13 protein-coding genes are annotated in these 16332 nt (G+C 67.8%); 4 read left to right on the forward strand and 9 right to left on the reverse strand.

What is annotated here, in order from left to right; translation table 11 throughout:
• The first annotated feature begins 22 nt into the window (after positions 1-22).
• Positions 23-1066 (forward strand): serine/threonine protein kinase, encoded by a 1044-nt coding sequence (locus C7401_RS04505; RefSeq protein WP_112170138.1) that lies wholly within the window; start codon positions 23-25, stop codon positions 1064-1066.
• Positions 1067-1081: 15 nt separating this feature from the next.
• Here C7401_RS04505 and C7401_RS04510 read toward each other — a convergent pair whose 3' ends face one another.
• Entirely contained in the window at positions 1082-3040 is a 1959-nt protein-coding gene (locus C7401_RS04510) for a DUF3857 domain-containing transglutaminase family protein (protein ID WP_373864417.1), read from the reverse strand.
• Between the two features lie 471 nt (positions 3041-3511).
• On the opposite strand from C7401_RS04510, the gene C7401_RS04515 reads away from it, so the two are divergent.
• The 3 genes from C7401_RS04515 (at position 3512) to C7401_RS04525 (ending at position 6645) form a co-directional block, all read left to right on the forward strand.
• Positions 3512-4912: an L-lactate MFS transporter gene (locus tag C7401_RS04515; RefSeq protein WP_112170139.1), complete on the forward strand. Its 1401-nt coding sequence runs from the start codon at positions 3512-3514 to the stop codon at positions 4910-4912.
• Positions 4913-4925: 13 nt separating this feature from the next.
• On the forward strand, positions 4926-5054 hold the full coding sequence (locus tag C7401_RS04520) for an MFS transporter small subunit (protein ID WP_112170140.1): 129 nt from the start codon (positions 4926-4928) through the stop codon (positions 5052-5054).
• Positions 5055-5211: 157 nt separating this feature from the next.
• On the forward strand, positions 5212-6645 hold the full coding sequence (locus C7401_RS04525; RefSeq protein WP_258396871.1) for an HdeD family acid-resistance protein: 1434 nt from the start codon (positions 5212-5214) through the stop codon (positions 6643-6645).
• A 16-nt stretch (positions 6646-6661) separates the two neighbouring features.
• Here the strand turns inward: C7401_RS04525 and C7401_RS04530 are convergent, their stop codons facing one another.
• From C7401_RS04530 to bcaP, 8 genes are all read right to left on the reverse strand, one after another.
• Positions 6662-7684, reverse strand: coding sequence for an XdhC family protein (locus C7401_RS04530; protein WP_112170141.1), 1023 nt, complete (start codon positions 7682-7684; stop codon positions 6662-6664).
• A complete protein-coding gene (locus C7401_RS04535; RefSeq protein ID WP_112170142.1) occupies positions 7657-8244 on the reverse strand; it encodes an SRPBCC family protein in 588 nt (195 codons plus the stop codon). The genes C7401_RS04530 and C7401_RS04535 overlap by 28 nt, the downstream gene beginning before the upstream one ends.
• Positions 8235-9533, reverse strand: a complete 1299-nt coding sequence (locus tag C7401_RS04540) for a vWA domain-containing protein (RefSeq protein ID WP_112170143.1) — start codon at positions 9531-9533, stop codon at positions 8235-8237. Before C7401_RS04540 ends, C7401_RS04535 begins: the two co-directional genes overlap by 10 nt.
• Before the next feature lie 5 nt (positions 9534-9538).
• Positions 9539-10426 (reverse strand): AAA family ATPase, encoded by an 888-nt coding sequence (locus tag C7401_RS04545; RefSeq protein ID WP_112170144.1) that lies wholly within the window; start codon positions 10424-10426, stop codon positions 9539-9541.
• 83 nt (positions 10427-10509) lie between these two features.
• Positions 10510-11307, reverse strand: coding sequence for an FAD binding domain-containing protein (locus tag C7401_RS04550; RefSeq protein WP_112170145.1), 798 nt, complete (start codon positions 11305-11307; stop codon positions 10510-10512).
• Between the two features lie 13 nt (positions 11308-11320).
• Positions 11321-13711, reverse strand: a complete 2391-nt coding sequence (locus tag C7401_RS04555; RefSeq protein WP_112170146.1) for a xanthine dehydrogenase family protein molybdopterin-binding subunit — start codon at positions 13709-13711, stop codon at positions 11321-11323.
• Between the two features lie 14 nt (positions 13712-13725).
• Positions 13726-14214 (reverse strand): (2Fe-2S)-binding protein, encoded by a 489-nt coding sequence (locus C7401_RS04560; RefSeq protein WP_112170147.1) that lies wholly within the window; start codon positions 14212-14214, stop codon positions 13726-13728.
• A gap of 461 nt (positions 14215-14675) precedes the next feature.
• On the reverse strand, positions 14676-16097 hold the full coding sequence (bcaP, locus tag C7401_RS04565; RefSeq protein WP_112170148.1) for a branched-chain amino acid transporter BcaP: 1422 nt from the start codon (positions 16095-16097) through the stop codon (positions 14676-14678).
• Positions 16098-16332: the final 235 nt, after the last annotated feature.

Consider the following 16332-nt stretch of genomic DNA (forward strand, 5'->3'; position numbering starts at 1 on the left):
CCGCAAGAGGCACAATGCGGGTATGAATTACGATCCCTCTCCGATCCCGGGTGAGCCGTCCAGCCCCGGCGATCCGCTAGCCGCGCCGTACGCGCGTCTCACGCCCGAGTGCGTGCTCGACGCGCTGGACAGCGTGCTGATACCGGCCAACCGCCGCACGGATGGCCGCATGCTCGCGCTCAACAGCTACGAGAACCGGGTGTACCAGGTGGGCGTCGAAGACGGCCCGCCGCTCGTCGCCAAGTTCTATCGCCCCGGGCGCTGGAGCAACGAGGCGATACTCGAAGAGCACACGTTCGTCGCCGAACTCGCCGCGCGCGAGATTCCGGCCGTGCCTGCGCTCACCTTCGAAGGACGCACGCTCCACGAATTCGACGGCTACCGCTTCGCGCTCTTCGAGCGGCGCGGCGGCCGCGCGCCCGACCTCGACCGCAGCGACACGCTCGAATGGCTCGGCCGCTTCATCGGCCGCATTCACGCGGTGGGCGCAACCCAAGCGTATCGCGCGCGTCCCACGCTCGACATCGAGACCTACGGCTACGAGCCGCGCACGTATCTGCTCGAACACGGCTTCGTGCCCGCCGACGTGCGCGCCGCCTGGCAGACGGCGGTCACGCTCGCGCTGGAAGGCGTGGAGGCGGCGTTCGAGCGCGCGGGCGACTTGCGTTCGCTGCGCGTGCATGGCGACTGCCATCCGAGCAACGTGCTCTGGACCGACGCCGGTCCGCATTTCGTGGACTTCGACGACAGCCGCATGGGTCCCGCTATCCAGGATTTGTGGCTGCTGCTGCCCGGCGACCGCGCGGGCGCGTCGCGCGCGCTCGCGGATCTGCTCGCGGGTTATGAGGACTTCTGCGAATTCGAGCCGCGCGAGTTGCATCTCGTCGAAGCGCTGCGCACGCTGCGCCTCATCCACTACTCGGCGTGGCTTGCGCGCCGCTGGCACGATCCCGCGTTTCCCGTGGCGTTCCCGTGGTTCAACACGCAACGCTACTGGGAAGAGCGCATTCTCGAACTGCGCGAGCAGATCGGCGCAATGCAGGAAGGGCCGCTCTGGCCGGTTTGAACCGCGCGCGCGGACTCACTGCGCGCTAGGCGGACTATCGGGCACCGAGCCCGGCGCAGACGGCTTGACGATCAACTGCGCGCGCAGGTCGCGCGCCATCGTCTCGAAGGCGGGGCGCATCTGCGTGAAATCGTCGGCGCTGCACACGTCGCTCGCGAAATGCGTGCTCCCGGTGCGCGTGACGCGCAGCACGTTCGAAGCGGTGTCGAGCGCGTACTGCGAGTTGAAATCCACAAAACGGTTATCGACGTGCTGCGGCATCGGCACGTCGAGCACGCGCATGCCCGGCGGCAGGGCAATGCGTGTGCGCTCGGTCACCACCACATTGCGGCACACGAACGGCTGCGTGCGGCGCGATTCGCCGAGCCAGTAGCGCAGGTTCGCATCGAGCCCGCCCACGAAGCTCGTGAGCGTGGGCACGGGTGTGGTCATCTCGGGATCGACGAAGCCGTCGAAGGTGCCCGTGAGCGTGAGCACGAGCGGCCCGGCGGTGGCGTCGAGCGAGCTGGAGGCGAGCGTGGCGTTGCCGCGCAGGTTGGCGTTGCGCAGCTCCCATTGCAGCGATTCCTCGCGCTGCGCGGGCGTTTGCAGGCGCAGCACGCTGCGCGTCTGCTCGGCGGACCAGCCTTGCGCCTGCAAGCGGTAGATGAAGCGCGCGGAGCCGTCGGGCGCGACCGTGATGTCGAGATCGCTCTCGCGCGTGGTCGTGGCGGTGGCGGGCGTGCGCACCTGGCTGCCGTCGCCGGCGAGCACGGCCACGCGGTCCATGTCGGTCGAGGGCAGATAGCCGAACTCGATGTTGCTCGCCGTGGAGTCGGCGAACATCTGGAGGTCGGGCAGCCACGTGATGACGTGGTTGATCACGCCGAAGCCGGGCACGCTCGGCAGCGTGTAGACCGTGCCGCTGTTGACGAGCGCCGGCGTGTTGCGCACGCCCACGGCGTCGAGCAGCGCGCCGAAAAGCGCGACATGGTCCTTGCAGTCGCCGTAGCGATTGGCCAGCACTTCGGTTGCGCGGTGCGGCACGATCTCGCCGCGCCCGATGTTGATCGCCACGTAGCGGATGTTGCGGCGCACCCAGTTGTAGAGCGTTTGCGCCTTCGCGCGCGGCGTGTCGTCGCGCGCGGTCAGCGTTTGAGCGAGGCGCACGATTGCCGCGTCGCCCGCGCTCGGGTCCACCGAGGCCTCGCGATAGACCTTCGCGAACGCCGCATAGTCGGGGAAGGTGGACACCATCAGGCGGTCGCCGTAGCTCACGTAGGCAATCGAGCCATATTCGAGTCGCTCGAAACTGGACTTGTCGTAGCGGTACTCGTAGCGCGTGCGGCCGTTGAGCGTGACGGGCGGCAGCACGATGAAGCCGCGCGCGTCGGCGTAAAGCGGCACCTTCTCGGGCAGGTCGTAGATCACGCGAAAATTGTGCGTGGGCGCGAGGTCCGGCGGCGTGAAGTCGCTGAACCAGCCGGGCACGATGGGCACATGCTGGGTCTTGCGCCACGTGAGATGCACGCGCGCGCCCGGCTCGACGGCCGGGAACACGATGACCTTGTCCTGCACGTCCTGAAACATCGGGGCGTCGAACGAGCGCACTTCCTGCACGTCGCGAATCTGCTCGGGCCGTACGTCATGGCGGCCGCCCTGGGCGTCCTCGGTCCAGGCCTCCAGCACCTCCACGTGCGCCATCTCGCGGTTGAACCACACGTAATACTGGCCCGCGCGCGCGATGCCGGCCTCCGTGTTCACGCGCAGCGTGAGCGTGTCGAGCTTCGTATAGGAGCCGTCCGCGTTGACGGTAAACGTCTGCGTTTCCGACTCGTTGGTATAAGGCGCCTGCGCCGCGCTGCCGGCGGGATTCACCGCGCTCGCTTCCATGGGCACGGGCGTGAGTTGCGCCACCCCTGCGCGCAGGTCGGCGGCCAGCGCTCCGGTGGCCGGGCCGAGAACGGTGAGGCAAAGAGCGAGAGCGAGGCGCATGAGGGGGCTCGGCAGGTGTCGGGTCTCGGGTGAGCGCTACTTCCGTCACTTAAAAGTCATGTTATTGGCTTGTCAAGCGGATGTCGCTCACAGGGAGCGTCGCGGGCCCTGTATCGAGTATTGAGTCTAGATTCGGGGGCGTGCAATAGCAACGGTTCTCATCTGTTGCCGTGCGATGGCACGTGTCCCAGGGGCCTGGATCGTTCTCCCAGGCGTTATACGGCGCTGCCGCCGCTTTGCTGCGCGCGCAACAATCTGCCCCGAGCGGGCCGCGCGGTCCCATATGCATCTCCGTCTCATATTGCCAAGGCCGCGCCTGGGGACTAACGTTCGGGGCAGCCGCACACCGGCACATCGTGTTCCGTGCGTTTGCACACACAAGAACACACAAAAACCACGCCTACCAACAGCCATTTCGGATGGAACCGGAGCGAGTGCCCCGCTCGCATTCCGGTTGACTCAGGAGACCCCATGAGCAGCGTTGCAGATTCGACGCGCGGTGCGCAGCCCGTACCATTTTTTTCCAAGGAGGCGACTGTCGCGCCGCCAGGCTTTTCACGCTGGATGGTGCCGCCCGCAGCGCTGGCCGTGCACCTGTGCATTGGCCAGGCCTATGCGTTCTCCGTGTTCAACGCGCCGCTCACGAAGGTGATCGGCATTACGGCGTCCGCGCCCGATGACTGGTCGCTCACCACGCTCGGCTGGATCTTCTCGCTCGCCATCGTATTTCTCGGGCTTTCTGCCGCGTTCGGCGGCAAGTGGCTCGAACGCGTGGGCCCGCGCCGCACCATGTTCACGGCCGCGTGCTGCTTCGGCGGCGGCTTTCTGGTTTCCGCGCTCGGTGTGTATCTGCACCAGATCGCGCTGCTGTATCTCGGCTATGGCGTGATTGGCGGCATCGGCCTCGGGCTTGGCTACGTGTCGCCGGTTTCCACGCTGATCCGCTGGTTTCCCGACCGCCGCGGCATGGCCACGGGCCTGGCCATCATGGGCTTCGGCGGCGGCGCGATGATCGCGGCGCCCCTCTCGGTCATGCTGATGAAGCATTTCGCGAGCGAGACGAGCGCGGGCGTCGCGCAAACCTTCGTGGTGCTCGGCATTGCCTACTTCATCTCGATGACGATCGGCGCCATCGCCATTCGCGTGCCCGCGCCCGACTGGAAGCCCGCGGGCTGGACGCCGCCTGTCGTCGCGAAGAAGCTCGTGTCGAACCAGCACGTGCACATCGACCAGGCGCTCAAGACGCCGCAGTTCTACCTCATCTGGCTCGTGCTGTTCCTCAACGTGACGGCCGGCATCGGCGTGCTGGGCCAGGCCTCGGTGATGATCCAGGAAAGCTTCAAGGACACCGTGAGCGCAGGCGCCGCGGCGGGCTTCGTCGGCCTGCTCTCGCTTTTCAACATGGGCGGGCGCTTCGTGTGGGCCTCGGCTTCCGACTGGGTGGGCCGCAAGAACACGTACTTCATTTTCTTCGTGTTCGGCGCGCTGCTCTACTACGCGGTGCCGCAGTTCGCGCAGAGCGGCAACATCGTGCTCTTCGTGCTGGCGTTCTGCCTGATCCTCTCGATGTACGGCGGCGGCTTCTCGACCGTGCCCGCGTATCTCGCGGACATGTTCGGCACGGCGTTCGTGGGCGGCATTCATGGCCGCCTGCTCACGGCGTGGGCCGCGGCGGGCGTGGCGGGCCCGGTGCTCGTGAACTACGTGCGCGCCTATCAGGTCGCGCATGGCGTGGCGAAGGCCGACGCCTATACGATGACCGTGCACATCATGGCCGTGCTGCTCGTGGTCGGCTTCATCTGCAATCTGCTCGTGCGCCGCGTGCACGAAAAGCATCACATGAGCGAGACGCAACTCGCCGCCGGTAAATAAGGAGGAACGCATCATGTCTAACCAGGCAGCGACGAAATCGTCGAACAAGACGCTCTTGGCGATCTTCTGGCTCTACGTGCTGGTGCCGCTCGTATGGGGCGTGACCAATACGCTCGCGCAGGCCATGAAGCTGTTCGGCTGACGACGCCTTAACCATGCGCTTCATGCTGCGGGCCGCCGACGGGAGTCGCGGCCCGCGGCGCTTTTGGGGGTTCGCAAAGCGCCCGGACAAATTCCGGGCACAGCTTCGCCGCAGCGCAGTACGATGCGTTTTTCGTACGATGTTCCGGAGACGGCCGATGGTGCGGCTCATGATGATCCTGCTGGGCGTGGAGTATCTGCGCGCGCGCTGGCGCGGCGTAATGGTCGCGGGCGTGGTGAGCGTGCTCGTGGGCGCGGCGCTATTTATCGACGCGCTGGACGGCGTGCTGTATTTCCCCATTGCGCCGTTCGCCTGGCTGCTGCTGCTCGAAGGCCTCGCCACCCTGGCGGTGGCGTGGACGGGCATGGGCGGTCAGCGCACGCTGCGCTATGTGAAGGGCGTTGGTTTTTGCATCACGGCGGCGCTCGTGCTTTCGGGCTTCCGTCACGCCTCGTTCATCCTGTCGATGGTGTTCGCCACGCTCTTTCTCGCCGACGGCCTCTTGCAGATCGCCTCGGCGTGGGTCGTGCGCTATCGCACCTGGCGGCTCGCCGTGGCGGGCGGCGTGTTGCAGATCGCCATCGCGATCTTTCTCTACCAGCCCTATCCCACGCACTACAAGGGTACCGTGCCCTATTGCCTTGGGCTCGTGCTGATGTTCGCGGGCTGGAATCTGCTGCTGCTCGCGTATCGCGCGCGCCGTCTCGCCGTCAATCCGGCGGTGACGCAGGGCGGCGCGGCGGCGCTCATCGCGAGTGCGGTGGGCGCGGCGCAGGGCAAGGCGGCGAAGCTCGCGCAAACCGTGTTCGACGGACCGCCCGCGCCGCACGAGCGCGCGATCACGGTGCACGTGTGGACGCCGGTGGGCAGTTCGAGGGCCGAGGCGCGGCGCCAGCCGATCATCGACCGGTATATTGCCGCCGTGGATCGCGACGGCGTGATCTCCACGGGCCACGCCGCGCTCGAATCGCCCGAGCGCGTGTACATCAGCCTGTATCCGGCGGTGGAAATCGATCGGAATCCCGACGAATTCGCGCGCACGCTGCGGGCGACGCGCGAAAACGACGTGCCCGGCCTGTTCCAGCCCGACTACGCGACGGAGTCGAAGGCATGGTGCGCGTCCACGCGCCAGGTGCGCATTCGCAACTACGATCCGCTGCGGCTGGACAGCTTCTGGCAGCGCTATCGCGAGGATACGACCTACAACCTCACGCACCGCAACTGTTCGAGCACGGTTTCGCACGCGCTGGAGGCGGCGCTCGAAGGCGCGACGCCGCGCGTGTGGGGCCACGGCTGGCTCGCGTTCGTGCGCATGCTCTCGACGCCGGAGCTATGGGTGGCCGCGCAACTGCGCAAGCGCGGGCAGACCATGGCGTGGACGCCGGGGCTCACGCTCGACTATGCGCGCGCGCTGAGCATGCTGGCGGACCCGCGGCCCACGGGCTGGGCGCGCATGCTGCGCGTGCTGCGGGTGCGCATGCTAAGACGCGAGCGGCGGCGCGAACGCGAGCGCGCCCACCGCATGGCGCCCTCGGCGCGCGCACCTGCTGCGGGCGAGGCCGCGCGCGGCGAGGGCTCGCCGCACGCGTGAAGCACCGGGTGTGCCCTCACACGTCGCAGGTCGAGCCCGCGCCCGCAGCCTGCTCGCGCGCGGCCTTGGCGCCTTCGACCTGGAGGATGGTGGGCAGCGACACGCCGTTCTTCGCCGCCGTCACTTCCGCGAGAATCGACACCGCGATCTCGGGCGGCGTGCGGCTGCCGATATAGATTCCCACCGGCCCGTGCAGCCGCGCGAGTTCGGCCTCGCTCAAGTCGAACTCCTTGAGACGCTCGCGCCGCGCCGCGTTGTTGCGCCGCGAGCCCAGCGCGCCCACGTAGAACGCGCGCGTTTTGAGCGCTTCCATGAGCGCGAGGTCGTCGAGCTTGGGGTCGTGCGTGAGCGCGATCACGGCGCAGCGCTCGTCGAGCTTCATGTCGAGCACGGTGTCGTCGGGCATGGTGCGCACGAGCGTCGTGCCGGGCACGTCCCACGTGTCGGTGTATTCCTCGCGCGGGTCGCACACGGTCACCTGGTAGTCGAGCCCCGCCGCGATCTGGCACAGGTAGCGCGAGAGCTGCCCCGCGCCGATCACCAGCATGCGGTAACGCGGGCCGTGGATCGTGAGCAGGCGCGCGTCGTCGAAGTCCACGCCGTCGGTCGCGTTCGCGGGGCCGAGCGTGGCCTTGCCCGTGGCCATGTCGAGTGTGCGCGCAACGAGTTCGCCGCGCTCGACGCTCGCGAGCAGCGCGCCGATGTTCGAAGCCTCGCTCAGCGGTTCTAGCACGAGCTGGATCGTGCCGCCGCATGGCAGTCCGAAACGATGCGCTTCTTCCGCCGTGATGCCGTATTTCACGGCCTCCGGTTTGGCGATCGTCACGCCTTCGCGGCGCACGCGGTCGATGAGATCGTCCTCGATGCAGCCGCCCGACACGGAGCCGACCACGAGGCCGTCGTCGCGCACCACGAGCATCGCGCCCTCGGGGCGGGGCGACGAACCCCATGTCTTCACTACCGTGACGAGCATCGCGCGGTGGCCCGCTGCGAGCCAGCGCACGCTCGACTTCAGAACTTCGAGATCCACGCTGTCCATGATCGTTTCCTCTTTTGCTGATCTTCCGCGCCTTCACCTTCGCCTTCGCTCGCGGCTTGCGCGTCCGCCTCGGCGTTCGCCTCGCCCGCGTCCTCTTGCGCCGGCTCCTGCGCGGCGCCCCCGCCCAACTGCTCGCCGAAGCGCTTGAAGAACTCGGCGGCGATCTTGCGCGCCGCGCCGTCCACGAGGCGCGAGCCGATCTGCGCAAGCTTGCCGCCCACCTGCGCGTTGGCCGTGTAGGTGAGCGTGGTCGATTCGTCGCCGGCGGGTTCGAGCTTCACGTGCGCGTCGCCCTTGCCGAAACCGGCCGCGCCGCCCTGACCTTCGAAGACGATCGTGTAGCTGTTCGGGGCGTCGATATCGGCGAGCTGCATGCGGCCCTTGAAGCGCGCCTTCACCGGGCCTACGGAGGCAGTGAGCGCGACAGCATACGCGTTCTCGCCGTCGGCTTCGATGCTTTCGCAGCCCGGTATGCAGGCCTTGAGGATGGCCGTGTCGTTGAGCGCCTCCCAGGCGCGTTGCTGCGGCACCGGCAGCGTGTGGCTTTCGGTCAGCTCCATCGTGTGGCTCCTTGTGCCGGGCGCCCGGGCGGCGTGTGCAATGCGCGCGATGCTTGCCGCGCCGCGGGCGCATGCGCAATCGGCGTGACTTCGCACAGGCTGCGCGCGAACGCTTCCAGGCTGTCGAGATTGTGGACGGGGTAATGCGCGTCGACGTGCGGCAGCATTGCCTGCACGCCGCGCGCCTTGGGCGCGAAATCGCGGTAACGCAAGAGCGGATTGAGCCAGACCACGCGGTGCGCGAAGCGGTGCAGGCGCGCCATTTCTTCGCCGAGCCCGCCGCAAGCGTCGTGGTCGAGCCCGTCGGTGACGACCAGCACGGTGGCGCGGCCACCGAGCATGCGGCGCGCCCAGCGCCGGTTGAACTCCGCGAGCGTCGCGCCGATGCGCGTGCCGCCCGACCAGTCCGCGACCTGGGTGGCGAGCTGCGCGAGCGCGATGTCGGGGTCGCGTTCGCGCAATGCGCGCGTGGCGTGCGTCAGGCGCGTGCCGAACAGGAACACTTGCAGGCGCTCGCGCGATTGCAGCAGCGCGTGGCAGAAGTAGAGCACCGCGCGCGAATAACTGCTCATCGACCCGGAGATGTCGAGCAGCAGCACGAGCGGCAGCTTGCGCTCCACGGGCGCGCGATATTTCCACACGGTCCAGTCGCCGCCCGCGCGCACGGCGTGGCGGGCGCTTGCGCGCAGGTCGGCGTGCGTGCCGCGCGATGAGGCTTTCAGGCGGCGCGTGCGAACGGTGGCGAGCGGCAGGCGGCGCGCGCGGATCAGGTGGCGCAGCGCGCGCCATTCGTCGGCGGAAAGCGTGTCGAAGTCGCGCTGGCGCAGGCGTTCTTCGGCGCTGAAGGTGGCGTGCGCGCGCAACTCGTGTTCTTCGTGCGAGGGCGGCGGCTTTGCGCCGGGGCGAGTGGCGGGGCGCGCCGCGAGTGCATCGGCGAGGCGGTTGTTGCGGCGTGGCGGCGGCACGCCGCCTTGCACCTTCGGCAGCAGCAGCGCGCGCAGCTTGCCTTCGAAATCGGGATCACGCCAGAAGAGGGCGAAGGCCGCGTCGAAGATCTCGCGCTCGTCGGGCGCGCTCGTGAGGAGCGCGGCGAGCGCCGCATGCACGTCGTCGCGGCGGCCGAGGTCGATATGGCGCAGCGCTTCGATCGCATCGACGGCGCGCGAGGGCGACAGCGGCAGGCCCGCGCCGCGCAGCACGCGCACGAAGTGCACGATGTTGCGCGCGAATGTGGGTGCGAGCGTGGGCACGCCCGTGGCCGATGTTGCGTGCGTCAAGGCGGCGGCCATCGTGCTCACTCCGCGAGCGCGAGCGTTTGGGCGATGCGTTGCGCGTCGAGCTGCGCGAGATCGTCCTGGTACTTCAGCAGCACGCCCAGCGTGTCCTGAACCGATTGCGGATCGAGCTCCGTCACCGCGAGCGCGGAAAGCGCGCGGCACCAGTCGATCGTCTCGGCAATGCCGGGCGCCTTGAAGAGATCCATCGTGCGCAACTGATGCACGAACGCCACCGCGCGCTGCTGCAATTGCGCGGCGGTTTCCGGCGCGCGCGCGGCCACGATCGCGAGTTCGCGCGCGCGGTCCGGGTAGCCGAGCCATTGATAGAGGCAGCGCCGCTTGAGTGCGTCGTGCACTTCGCGCGTGCGGTTCGAAGTAATGACGACGAGCGGCGGCGTACTCGCGCGCACGGTGCCGTACTCGGGTATCGACACCTGGAAGTCCGAAAGGAGTTCGAGCAGGAAGGCTTCGAACGGTTCGTCGGCGCGATCGATCTCGTCGATCAGCAGCACGCGGCGCGCGGACGGATTCTGCGCGTCGGGCTGCAAGGCCTGGAGCAGCGGGCGCTTGAGCAGGAATTCGTCGCGATACAGCGTGTCGTTGCGCGGCGTTTCTCCGGCGGCCTCGGCAAGACGCAGCGCCATGATCTGGCGCGGATAGTCCCACTCGTAAAGCGCGCTCGCGGTGTCGAGCCCTTCGTAGCATTGCAGGCGCAACAGCGTCGTGCCGAGCATCGCGGCGGCGGCTTTCGCGAGTTCGGTCTTGCCCACGCCCGGCTCGCCTTCGAGAAACAAGGGGCGTTCCATGCGCAGCGCGAGAAAGAGCGCCGTGGCGAGCTCGCGGCTCGCGAAATAGCCGCGCGCTTCCAGTTGCGCGAGGGTGTCGTCGATCGAAGCGGATTGCATGAGTCTCTTTGCGAGCGCGGATCAAAGGCGGCCGGCACGCCCGCGTTTGCGTCAACGCGGGCGTGCCGGCCCTCGGGATGGCCTCAGCCGTTGGCCTTCGCCACCGCGCGCGCCGCGAGCACCGGGATCAGGTGCGCGCGATATTGCGCGCTCGCGTGCAGGTCGGTGTTGAGGTCGTCGGCGGGGATCGTCACCGCGCGTGCGGCTTCGGGCGCGAAGTTCGTCTTGAGCGCGCTTTCCAGCGCGCCCGCGCGGAACACCGAAGCCCCGGCGCCCGTGACCGCCACACGCACTTCACCCGCGAACTTCGCGACGAACACGCCCGTGAGCGCGAAGTGCGAGGCCGGATTGCGAAACTTCTCGTAGGCCGCGCGCTCGGGCACCTGGAATTCGACGGCCACGATCAGCTCGTCGGGTTCCAGCGCCGTCTCGTACATGCCGAGAAAGAAGTCGTCGGCCGCGATGCGCCGCCGGTCCGTCACCACCGTCGCGTTCAGCGCGAGCACCGCCGCCGGATAGTCGGCGGCGGGATCGTCGTTGGCGAGCGAGCCGCCCAGCGTGCCGAGCGCACGCACCTGGCGGTCGCCGATCATGCCCGCGAGGTCCGCGAGCGCGGGCAGCGTGTTGCGGATCTGCGCGTTTTCGGCGACGTCGGCATGGCACACGGCCGCGCCCACTTTCACGACTTTCGCGTCGACCTGGACCGCCTTCAGCTCGGGTATGCGCGTGACGTCCACGAGCGTGGAGGGCTGCGCGAGGCGCAGCTTCATCGCCGCGAGCAGGCTCTGGCCGCCGCCCAGGAACTTGGCGTCGGCGTCGGCCGCGAGGGTCTTCACGGCGCCTTGCGCGTCGCTTGCGCGCTGATAGTTGAATGCGTACATGGAGCGCCTCCGCTTAAGGGTGTGAAGGAGATTGCGCGGCCTGGATGGCCTGCCACACGCGGTGCGGCGTGGCGGGCATTTGCAGGTCCTTCACGCCGAGGGGAGCAAGCGCGTCCAGAATCGCGTTGATGACGGCGGGCGGCGAGCCGATCGCGCCCGCTTCGCCGCAGCCCTTCACGCCGAGCGGATTGTGCGTGCACGGCGTGCCTTTCGCGGTTTCCACCGTGAACGAAGGCACATCCGACGCATGCGGCATGGCGTAGTCCATATACGAGCCCGAGAGCAACTGGCCGCTCTCGTTGTCGTACACGCAGCGCTCCAGCATCGCCTGGCCGATGCCCTGACCCAGGCCGCCGTGCACCTGGCCTTCGACGATCATCGGATTGATGACGTTGCCGAAGTCGTCCACGGCGGTGAAGCGTTCGATGCGCGTTTCTCCGGTATCGGGATCGACTTCGACTTCGCAGAGATACGCGCCCGACGGATAGGTGAAGTTGGTCGGGTCGTAGAACGCGCTTTCGTCGAGGCCCGGTTCGAGCGTCTCCAGCGGATAGTTGTGCGGCACGTAGGCGGCGAGCGAGATTTCCGCGAAGGTCTTGGTCCGGTCGGTGCCGGCCACGCGGAACACGCCGTCGGCGAACTCGATGTCCTCCACGCCCGCTTCGAGCATGTGCGCGGCGATCTTCTTCGCCTTCGCCTCGATCTTGTCGAGCGCCTTCATGATGGCCGAGCCGCCCACGGAGATCGAGCGCGAGCCATAGGTGCCCATGCCGAACGGAATGCGGCCCGTGTCGCCGTGCACGATCTCGATCTGCTCGATCGGCACGCCCAGGCGGTCGGCCACGACTTGCGCGAAGGTTGTTTCGTGCCCCTGGCCGTGGCTGTGCGAGCCCGTGAACACGGTGACGGAGCCCGTGGGGTTCACGCGGACCTCGCCCGCTTCGAAGAGGCCCGCTCGCGCGCCGAGCGCGCCCGCGATGTTCGAAGGCGCGAGACCGCATGCCTCGATGTAGCACGAGTAGCCGAGGCCGCGCAGCTTGCCCTGCGCCTTCGAGGCGTCGCGCCGCGTGGCGAAGCCCTTAACGTCCGCGAGTTCGAGTGCGCGCGAAAGGCACGCTTCGTAGTCGCCGGTGTCGTAGGTGAGGCCCACGGGCGTGGCGTACGGAAAGGTCGTGATGAAGTTGCGGCGGCGGATTTCGGCCGGATCGAGCTTCATTTCGCGCGCGGCCGTTTCCACCAGGCGTTCGACCACGTAGGTGGCCTCGGGCCGGCCCGCGCCGCGATACGCGTCCACGGGCACCGTGTTCGTGAACACGGCCTTCACCTCGGCGTAGATCGCGGGCGTGGTGTACTGGCCCGCGAGCAGCGTGGCGTAGAGGATGGTCGGCACGCTGGAGGCGAAGGTCGAGAGATACGCCCCCATGTTCGCCGTGGTGTGCACGCGCATGGCGAGGAACTTGCCGTCCTGGTCGAGCGCGAGTTCGGCTTTCGTCACATGGTCGCGGCCGTGCGCGTCGGAGATGAAGGACTCCGAACGTTCGGCTGTCCACTTCACCGGACGGCGGATTTTCTTCGCGGCCCACGTGAGCGCGACATCTTCGGCGTACAGAAAGATTTTCGAGCCGAAGCCGCCGCCCACGTCGGGTGCGACGATGCGCAGCTTCGTTTCGGGCAGCCCGAGCACGAACGCGGCCATGAGCAGGCGCTCGACGTGCGGGTTCTGGTTCGCCACGTACACGGTGTAGCTGTCGTCGTGCGGCGAGTAGCTCGCGTTCACTGCGCGCGGCTCGATGGCGTTCGGCACGAGCCGGTTGTTGACGATGTCGAGCGTCGTCACGTGCGCGGCTTGCGCAAAGGCGGCGTCGGTCGCGGCCTTGTCGCCGTGGCCCCACGTGTAGCAGGTGTTGTCCGGCACGCTGTCGTGCACGAGCGGCTGGCCTGCGTCGGCGGCGTGCGCCGTGTCGACGGCGGCGGGCAGTTCCTCGTAATCGACTTCGACCCGCTCGGCGGCGTCCTTTGCGGCCTTGACCGAATCGGCGATCACGAGCGCAACCTGGTCGCCCACGTGCAGCGCCTTTTCATGCGCGATCACGGGATGCGGCGGCTCGTGCATGGGCGTGCCGTCGATGCTGTGGATCAGCCACCCGCACGGCAGGCCGCCCACGTTTTCGGCGGCGAGATCCGCGCCGGTGAACACGGCCACCACGCCGGGTGCGGCCTTCGCGGCGCTCGTGTCGATGCTTTTGATGCGCGCATGCGCGTGCGGCGAGCGCACGAACACGGCGTACGTTTGCGCGGGCAGGACGACGTCGTCGGTGTACTGGCCCGCGCCGGTGAGGAAGCGGAAATCTTCCTTGCGCTTTACCGGTGCGCCGATCATGCGATTGGGTTCGGGGGCGTTCATGGCGGCCTCCCGGATCACGCGGCAGTGGTCGTGCCGGCGCGCATTTCCTGCGCGCCCGCGACCACCGCCTTGACGATGTTGTGATAGCCCGTACAGCGGCAGAAGTTGCCGTCGAGGCCTTCGCGCACGTCGCTTTCCGTGAGGTCGGGCTTCGCGGCGGCGAGCGCGGTCGCGCACATCACCATGCCGGGCGTGCAGAAGCCGCATTGCAGGCCGTGGCATTCGCGAAACGCGGCCTGCATGGGATGCAGCGCGCCGTTTTTCGCGAGGCCTTCGATCGTCGTCACCTCCATGCCGTCGCACTGCACCACGAGCTGGTTGCACGACTTGATCGCGCGGCCGTTCAGGTGGACGGTGCAGGCCCCGCATTGCGCCGTGTCGCAGCCGACGTGCGTGCCGGTGAGACGCTGCTGTTCGCGCAGGAACTGGACGAGGAGCGTGTGAGGTTCGACCTCGGCGGTCACGGGCGAGCCGTTGACCGTGAGGCTAATACTGATCGCCATTGATTGTCTCCAATGTCGACCGGAGCCGGCGCTGCGTGTGACTCCGGTCCCATGCCGCGTGATGGGATAGAGACCTGCCTGGGCCCGCTTATCGCACTGAATCGACCGCCATAACCGCCCGCAATCCAACTCGCCCGTCCAACGCATTGCGCCTCATTGCGCGCGCAACGCATGGCGCCACGCAAACAACGCGAGGCGGGGCGGATCGAACAACTACGGGTGGAGCGGAATCTGGGTCCGGCTGGTGCCTTGCTGTTCAGTGAAGCCTGGGGGTGACGCCCGGACAGTAAAGCACAATTCGCCGGTTTTCGCTGCGCGGGGTTTTACCCTCCGGAAGGCTTGCGTTCCGAGATAAAAATGCGAAAAAAACGGCCCGCCTCGATGACTCGTGGCGGGCCGTTGCGTTGCAGTGCAGCGATTGTCAGCGCGCGATCGCACGCCGACGGTGGCGCGATGATCGCTCAGTGATCGTGATGCGCGTGCTCGTGCGGCGCGTGTGCGAGGCGCGAACGATGGCGCGAGTAGCCGAAGTAGACGATCAGGCCCAAACCGGTCCAGACGAGGAACGCGATCCACGTGAGCGCCTGGAGGTTGAACATGAGGAACAGGCACGAGGCCACCGCGAGAATCGGCACCACGGGCACGCCTGGGCAGCGGAACGCGCGCGGCAGGTGCGGGTGGGTCTTGCGCAGGACGAGCACGGCGATCGACACCATCGAGAACGCGGCGAGCGTGCCGATGTTGATCAGTTCGGCGAGCACGTTGAGCGGCACGAGCGCGCCGATCAGGCCGAAGAAGATGCCCACGAGCCAGGTCGTGAAGAACGGCGTGGCGAAACGCGGGTGCACCTTCGAGAGCTTCGCGGGCAGGAGGCCGTCGCGCGACATCGCGTAGATGATGCGGGTCTGGCCGTAGCTCATCACGAGGATCACGGTGAGCATGCCGAGCACGGCGCCCAGATCGATGAAGCCCGCGACCCAGTTTTCGCCCGCCACCTGAAGCGCGAACGAGACCGGGTGGCCGACATGGGCGAAGCGCTGCGAGGGCACGATGCCGGTGACGACGGCCGCCACGGCGACGTAGAGCACCGCGCACACGGCGAGCGAAGCGATGATGCCCACGGGCAGGTCGCGCTTGGGGTTCTTCACTTCCTCGGCCGCCGAGGAAACCGAATCGAAGCCGATGAACGCGAAGAACATCACGGCCGCCGCGCCGAACACGCCGTTCCAGCCGTTGGGCATGAACGGGTGCCAGTTCGCGGGCGTGACGTGGAACGCGCCCACGGCGATCACGAGCAGCACCACGGTCACCTTGATGGCCACCATGATGTTGTTGATGCGGGTGGATTCGCGCACGCCCACCGAGAGCAGCGCGGTGATCGCCATCATCACGAGGAAGGCGGGCAGGTTGAAGAGCGTGTGCACGCCGGGCACGGCGCCGGGCGCGGCGGAAAGCGCGGCGGGCAGCGTGAGGCCGAAGCCCGAAAGCAGCGATTGCAGGTAGCCCGACCAGCCCACCGACACCGCCGAGGTGGCGAGCCCGTATTCGAGCATCAGGTCCCAGCCGATCACCCACGCGGCGAGTTCGCCGAGCGTGGCATACGAGTAGGTGTAGATCGAGCCCGCCACGGGAATGGTCGAGGCGAATTCGGCGTAGGCGAGCGCGGCGAAGCAGCAGGCGACGGCGGCGATCAGGAACGCGATCATGAGCGCGGGGCCGGCTTGCACGGCGCCCGTGCCGGTCAGCACGAAAATGCCGGTGCCGATGATCGCGCCGATCCCGAGAAAGGTGAGGTCGAGCGCGCCGAGCGCCTTTTTCAGGCCGGCGCCCTGGGCGCTCGCCTGCAACATGTGCTCGACGTTTTTCTTGCGAAAGAGGGACATTTGGCGGGGAACTCCACGTAAAACGCGCGAGAGCGGCAGCCGGCCTGGTGATTACCAACGCCTGCCTTCGCCGGCTTCGCGTGCCGGATGTCTGGGGGAAACCTTAAATTTTAGCGGATATGGCGTGTTTGCCGGCTTGAGCCGGGTCGCAAAGACGCCGATTGCGCGGGGGATTCCGCCGCAAACCGGGGGCGGCGCGCGCGATCCTTGCCAGGACCCGCGCGGACGGCGAAAT

It is taken from the genome of Paraburkholderia unamae (assembly GCF_003268775.1).
Lineage (GTDB): Bacteria > Pseudomonadota > Gammaproteobacteria > Burkholderiales > Burkholderiaceae > Paraburkholderia > Paraburkholderia unamae.

What these genes read in the sequence shown, in the direction of transcription:
- C7401_RS04510 (WP_373864417.1), bottom strand. Translation starts at nt 3,040, where the DNA reads ATGCGCCTCGCTCTCGCTCTTTGCCTCACCGTTCTCGGCCCGGCCACC.
- C7401_RS04515 (WP_112170139.1), top strand. Translation starts at nt 3,512, where the DNA reads ATGAGCAGCGTTGCAGATTCGACGCGCGGTGCGCAGCCCGTACCATTT.
- C7401_RS04530 (WP_112170141.1), bottom strand. Translation starts at nt 7,684, where the DNA reads ATGGACAGCGTGGATCTCGAAGTTCTGAAGTCGAGCGTGCGCTGGCTC.
- C7401_RS04560 (WP_112170147.1), bottom strand. Translation starts at nt 14,214, where the DNA reads ATGGCGATCAGTATTAGCCTCACGGTCAACGGCTCGCCCGTGACCGCC.
- C7401_RS04540 (WP_112170143.1), bottom strand. Translation starts at nt 9,533, where the DNA reads ATGGCCGCCGCCTTGACGCACGCAACATCGGCCACGGGCGTGCCCACG.
- C7401_RS04525 (WP_258396871.1), top strand. Translation starts at nt 5,212, where the DNA reads ATGGTGCGGCTCATGATGATCCTGCTGGGCGTGGAGTATCTGCGCGCG.
- C7401_RS04550 (WP_112170145.1), bottom strand. Translation starts at nt 11,307, where the DNA reads ATGTACGCATTCAACTATCAGCGCGCAAGCGACGCGCAAGGCGCCGTG.
- C7401_RS04505 (WP_112170138.1), top strand. Translation starts at nt 23, where the DNA reads ATGAATTACGATCCCTCTCCGATCCCGGGTGAGCCGTCCAGCCCCGGC.
- C7401_RS04535 (WP_112170142.1), bottom strand. Translation starts at nt 8,244, where the DNA reads ATGGAGCTGACCGAAAGCCACACGCTGCCGGTGCCGCAGCAACGCGCC.
- C7401_RS04520 (WP_112170140.1), top strand. Translation starts at nt 4,926, where the DNA reads ATGTCTAACCAGGCAGCGACGAAATCGTCGAACAAGACGCTCTTGGCG.
- C7401_RS04555 (WP_112170146.1), bottom strand. Translation starts at nt 13,711, where the DNA reads ATGAACGCCCCCGAACCCAATCGCATGATCGGCGCACCGGTAAAGCGC.
- bcaP (WP_112170148.1), bottom strand. Translation starts at nt 16,097, where the DNA reads ATGTCCCTCTTTCGCAAGAAAAACGTCGAGCACATGTTGCAGGCGAGC.
- C7401_RS04545 (WP_112170144.1), bottom strand. Translation starts at nt 10,426, where the DNA reads ATGCAATCCGCTTCGATCGACGACACCCTCGCGCAACTGGAAGCGCGC.